The following is a 5,005-nucleotide window of genomic DNA, read 5'->3' on the forward strand; positions in this document are numbered from 1 at the left end:
CTGCAAACCCTGCGCACCGCGGGCCGCATCGATGTCGCCATCGGCGTAGCCAGCGGCATCGTCGAAGAACAGGGGCGCCTGGCCGCGCTGGAGCTGACCACGCCCGACGGTACGCCGCTACGTCTGCCGCTGGACCTGCTGCTCGTGCGACTGGGCCTGGTGCCGCGCCTGGGGCCCATCACCGAATGGGGCCTGCAGCTAGAGCGCAAACAGCTCGTGGTGGACCCCGCCACCTTCGCCACCAGCACGCCCGGCATCCACGCCGTGGGCGACGCCATCACCTACCCCGGCAAACGCAAGCTCATCCTGAGCGGTTTTCACGAAGCCACCCTCTCCGCCTTCGCCGCCGCCGAATGGCTGGCGGGGCACAAGCTGCCACTGGAGTACACGACCAGCAGCGAGCGATTGCAGGGGTTGTTGGGGGTGGGGAAACCGGGGAACTGACTCTTGTACACCTGTCCAATTGCTGGACCGTTGGCCACCGTCGGGTAGTGGGATAACCGGCACCATGAGAAAACCCGTGTTGTCGACGGTAAGCAAACTGGCTGCTTTAGTTGGCGTGGCATGCAAGGCTTGATCAATCTGATGACTTGCCAAACCGACCCAGCCCCACCTCCGTCAAACCTTCAGACCGGCGCAACAGGAACAGCACGTCCATCCTCATACGTTGCGCCATGGCAAGACCTTCTTCGGGGCCTGCCACGAGTAAGGCCGTGGCCCAGGCGTCCGCCTGCATGCAGGTACGAGCCAGCACGGTGACCGAGGCCACGGCGTTGTTCACGGGAGCGCAGCGCCGCGCGTCCATGGTGTGCGCGAGGCGCGCATCGCCCACTTGCAGATAGCGCCGGTAGTCGCCTGAGGTGGCGACGGCCAGATCTTCCAGCTCGATGACCCCGTGCACCGCGCGGCGACCAGCCTCGGGGTGTTCGAGGGCCAAAGCCCAGGGCAGCCCGCTGGCCTGAGTGCCTACGGCGCGCAGCTCGCCATCCAGCGCGGCCAGCGCATGCCGCACACCATGCTGTTGCAGCACCTGGGTCATGCGGTCCACCGCGTAGCCCTTCGCAATGCCGCACAGGTCGAGCTGCAAGCTCGCATGCTTGCGCGCGCGGCCTGCGGGCCTGTCCAGTTCCAGGCATCCCTGTGCAGCAAGGGGCGTGGACTGGCGTGCGGCGTGGATCGCTTGCGCGTCGGGCGCATCGCGTACCGCACCAAACCCCCAGGCATCCACAAGCGCCCCCACGCACGGATCGAATGCACCCGCACTCAGGCGCTGGACATCCAGCGCACAGTCCAGCACTTCCAGCATTTCAGCGGGCAGGTCCACCCAGTCGCCCACAGGCGCGCGGTTCAGGCGCACGAGATCGCTGTTTGGTTTCCAGGGCGACATCTGCGCGTCTACCTGCTCCACCGCAGCAGCGAGATCCTGGCGCAAGGCAGCCAGGTCCACAGTGTTGTCGGCGTCGACCGTGGCAGACCAGCGCGTGCCCATGGTCGGCCCGTGCAGGGTGGTGCGCTCGCAGGGCGGCGCTGCGGGTTCAGAAGACATCTTCGGCATAACGCTCCTTGGCTTTCAGCGTCGATACGCTCGACTGCAGTGGTGCCAGCACCTCGTCCAACGTCTCGGCAACGCCCTGCGCCATGGCGCGGCTGCCACAAACGCGCACGATAGCGCCTTGTGCCACCAGGCCGCGCACACGCTCAGCGTCGCGGCGCAGGGCGTCCTGCACATAGCCGCCGCCGTCGGGCACACGCGAGAAAGCCGTCTGCAGCGTTGCCAGGCGCCCCTCGCCCAGCCAGCGCTGAATATCGGGACCAAAGTAAAAATCCCGCGCCGGGTCGCGTCCACCAAAGTACAAGTGCATCGGACTGTGCCTGTCGTTGCGGCGGATGAAGCCGGCCAGCGGCGCCACGCCGGTGCCGGCCCCGATCAACAGCACCGGCCGGCGCGTTCGTGACAGTGCAAAACCAGGGTTGGGCCGGATGAAGGCCGCGATGCTGTCCCCCTTCTGCAGGCCCAGCAAGTGGGTGGAGCACAGGCCGCCGGGCATCTGGCGTACGCAGATTTCCAGAAACCCGTCTTCCCAGCCCGAAGCCAGCGAGTAGTAACGTGGCACGGCCGAACCGGGAGGCACGATGCCCACAAGATCACCGGCGGCAAACCGCGCCAGGCCGCGCCCGCGCAGGGGTTCGCCCGGCCCCTGTGCAGGCCAGGCAAAGCGCAGGATCGCCGTAGCTTGCCCAGTGGCGCTGCAATAGTCCTGGCGCGCCATGAGCGTAAGCGTCGCAGTGGGTGGCACGCGCGGTACATGCTCCAGCACCAGGGGTTCGCCCAGCGCCTGCGCCAGGGCAACGCCCCAGCGGGCGAACTGCTGGCCCGATTGCTGGTGGATGCATTCGAGCGGCAGCAGCTCGGGCCAGCCCTGTGCGCGTAGCGTCTGGTCCAGCGCCTTCGCATAGGCGCAGAAGGCGGGGAACTGTCGATCTCCAAAACCCAGCACTGTGACCGGCACAGCGCTGGCATTGAGCTTGGCGATGCGCTCCAGGGCGTTGTTGGCGTGGGCCGGGGCCTGACCCTCGCCATACGTTGCGGCAAGCACAAACACCTGCCGCGCGGCGGCCGTGGTTTGGAAGTTTTCCAGGGCGCTGGTGTGCACGCGGTGGCCGCCTTGGATGAGCGCGTCTTGCAGCGTTTGCGCAAAACCCCAGGTGCTGCCGCCTTCGCTCGCCACGAAGATGAGCGCGTCGGCCTGTGCCAGCGGGGAGTTGCCCGTGATGCGGGGCGCCTGGCGACGTGCCTGCCACCAGATCACAACGCCCGACAGCCAGAACAGCAGCACGCTGGCGCCCGCGAGCCCGAGCACCACGGCCCAGGGCCAAGCCGCTTCGCCGGTGTGCAGCACCACGGCCAGGTCGTAAACGCGCTGCGCAAGGGTGGCGTCCTGCCAGGCCAGCATCTGGCCGGAGTACCGGTCGATCCAGCCTTGCCCCTGGGCGGTGGCCACCTTCCAGGTGTCTTCCGGGTCGGTGCTGCCGGGAAAAGTCAGCTTGCGCAAGTCCTGCACCGCCAGACTTTGCAGCGGGGCAAACTGTGCGCCAGGCAAGTCGGGCTTGCCGGTAGCCACCGACAGCACCTCAGGCTCGATCCTGGGGTCCAGCGCCACCAATCCCAGGGTCGAGGCGCTCATGGTCAGTGCCGTGAGTGATGTCAGGCACAGGACTGCGAGCACCACTCGGCCCGCGACCACGTGGATGCGCTGCGCCAGCGAGCCACGCACCCGTGCCGCCAGCCGCCTCCAGCCGCCCATGCGCCGAAGCAAAAGCACGAGGGCAGAAACGCACAACAGGCCCATGGTCAGTGCAACGCCCGCTGCACCCCAGCGCCCGGCGTCGCCCAACAAGAGCGAGCGGTGCAGGTTTTTCACCCAGCGCGGCAGCGCCGATGCGTGCCACGCACCCAGCACCCGGCCATCGGCGGGGTCCATGTAAGACGCCTGCGGCTGATCGCCAGCAAAGCTGAACACCACGATGGCACCCGAGGGCAGGCGGCGAATTTCTTCCGCGTCCGGGACGCTACGCACCACGCGCTCCACCAGCGTGGCCACCGGCAACCCGTCCGGGGCTGCGGGTGCCTGCCACGCCTGCTGCACCGGGTCGATCGCCAGGATGGCGCCGGTGACGCCCAGCACCACAGCCAGTGTGCCAACCGTGAGGCCCAGCCAGCGGTGGATGGCTTTCCAACTCATGCGGGCCCTTTACTGGAGTTGGAAGGTCGCCGAATGGATGTACTGCTTGCCAGCCTGCGGCTTGCCAGCGTTGGCGGTGGACAGCGGAATGCGGACCTCCGACGGGCTGTCGCGCATGTCTTCCGCTGCGGCGTCGATGCGGATTTCATAGCCCGCGTCGATCAGTGCATCGGCCAGATCGGCTGTGACCTTGAGCGTGCGCCCGGCGCCCACGCTGGCCCCGGTGACGCCATTCAAGCGTTTGGCGTCCCCCGCCGAGAGGCGGTTCCAGTCAGACAAGTGTTTGTAGTACTTGGCCTTGCCGCCGGCCACCCACAGGGTGCGCACATAGGCGCCTTTGGCATCGGTCAGATACGCCGCCAGATAGGCGCCGTCGCCACCGTAGTTTTTGAGCTGCGCGGTCAGCGTAACCGGGCGGCTATGTGCCAGGGCGGGAAGGACCAGCGCGCAGGCGGTGGCCACGATGGTCAAAAGTGGTTTGGACATGATGATGCTCCTGAAAGAACGGTGGTTACTCGGTCTGGCCGCGCGGCGCGATGCCAGGGACTGACAAAGGTGAGGGCAAAGGTGATGGCCCACCGGCTCCGTCCGGTTGCGGCGGTCGGGCGTGCCGAGCAGCGCCCTCGCCCTCGCCATCACGGTCGCGGTCGCGTTCCCGGGCACGCTGGTGGTCGACTGGCTTCATCTTCAGCACCTTCAGGGTTTCCGGATCGATCTTGGCTTTGAAGGTGCGTCCTTGGGCATCCGTGCCGCGAATTTCATAGCAGCCATCGTCAATTTTCAGCCGCTGGACCTGCCAGCCCTGTGCGGCTGCCCACTGCCGCAAAGCCTCGCGCGTCTGCCAGCGATTTACCGGCGCATCACAATCGTCACTGGCCCACGTGGGCAGAGCGGCCAGGCCCAGCGACAGGACCAGCAAACCATGGCGCAAAGAGGGGGGAGATTTCATGGAAGGCTCCGATAAAAAGGGCTGGCACATGACGGCTCGCAGTGCAGGCTCGGTATGGCTGTGCGGGTGCTCGACCCAACACGCCAGGGACCTAGGCGTTTAGAGAAGCCGCCCCGGATCGAACAGCGTGACGGCCCCTCATGCCCCGGCTGGCGCCCATCGGCCCAATCCCCGTAGCAACTTTAGGGCTACGCTGAACAAGCCGTCGAAAATTTCCGCGCAAACCTGGATGACGCAGTTTTTTGGACTTTTATGCCTCTCGCGCGGCCCATTTGGGCAGTTCGCGGGGCGCTGAGGCCCGATTTCCGCCCTT

General features: G+C 66.7%; 4 protein-coding genes and 1 pseudogene. 1 reads left to right on the top strand and 4 read right to left on the bottom strand.

What is annotated here, in order from left to right; all coding sequences use genetic code 11:
- Positions 1–444: pseudogene (locus DTW89_RS19455) on the top strand (ferredoxin--NADP(+) reductase); the annotation flags it as partial.
- 133 nt (positions 445–577) lie between these two features.
- Here DTW89_RS19455 and DTW89_RS18625 read toward each other — a convergent pair.
- The 4 genes from DTW89_RS18625 to DTW89_RS18640 are packed head-to-tail and all read right to left on the bottom strand — an operon-like array spanning position 578 to position 4,692.
- On the bottom strand, positions 578–1,555 hold the full coding sequence (locus tag DTW89_RS18625) for an FAD:protein FMN transferase (RefSeq protein WP_114657022.1): 978 nt from the start codon (positions 1,553–1,555) through the stop codon (positions 578–580).
- Positions 1,536–3,743, bottom strand: coding sequence for a PepSY domain-containing protein (locus DTW89_RS18630; protein ID WP_114657023.1), 2,208 nt, complete (start codon positions 3,741–3,743; stop codon positions 1,536–1,538). The genes DTW89_RS18625 and DTW89_RS18630 overlap by 20 nt, the downstream gene beginning before the upstream one ends.
- Before the next feature lie 9 nt (positions 3,744–3,752).
- Positions 3,753–4,229 carry a DUF2271 domain-containing protein gene (locus DTW89_RS18635; RefSeq protein ID WP_114657024.1) on the bottom strand — a complete coding sequence of 159 codons (477 nt, stop codon included), beginning with the start codon at positions 4,227–4,229 and terminating at the stop codon, positions 3,753–3,755.
- A 25-nt stretch (positions 4,230–4,254) separates the two neighbouring features.
- Positions 4,255–4,692, bottom strand: a complete 438-nt coding sequence (locus tag DTW89_RS18640) for a PepSY domain-containing protein (RefSeq protein ID WP_114657025.1) — start codon at positions 4,690–4,692, stop codon at positions 4,255–4,257.
- Positions 4,693–5,005: the final 313 nt, after the last annotated feature.

Origin of the sequence: Acidovorax sp. BoFeN1 (genome assembly GCF_003345135.1) — a bacterium.
GTDB lineage: Bacteria > Pseudomonadota > Gammaproteobacteria > Burkholderiales > Burkholderiaceae_C > Acidovorax > Acidovorax defluvii.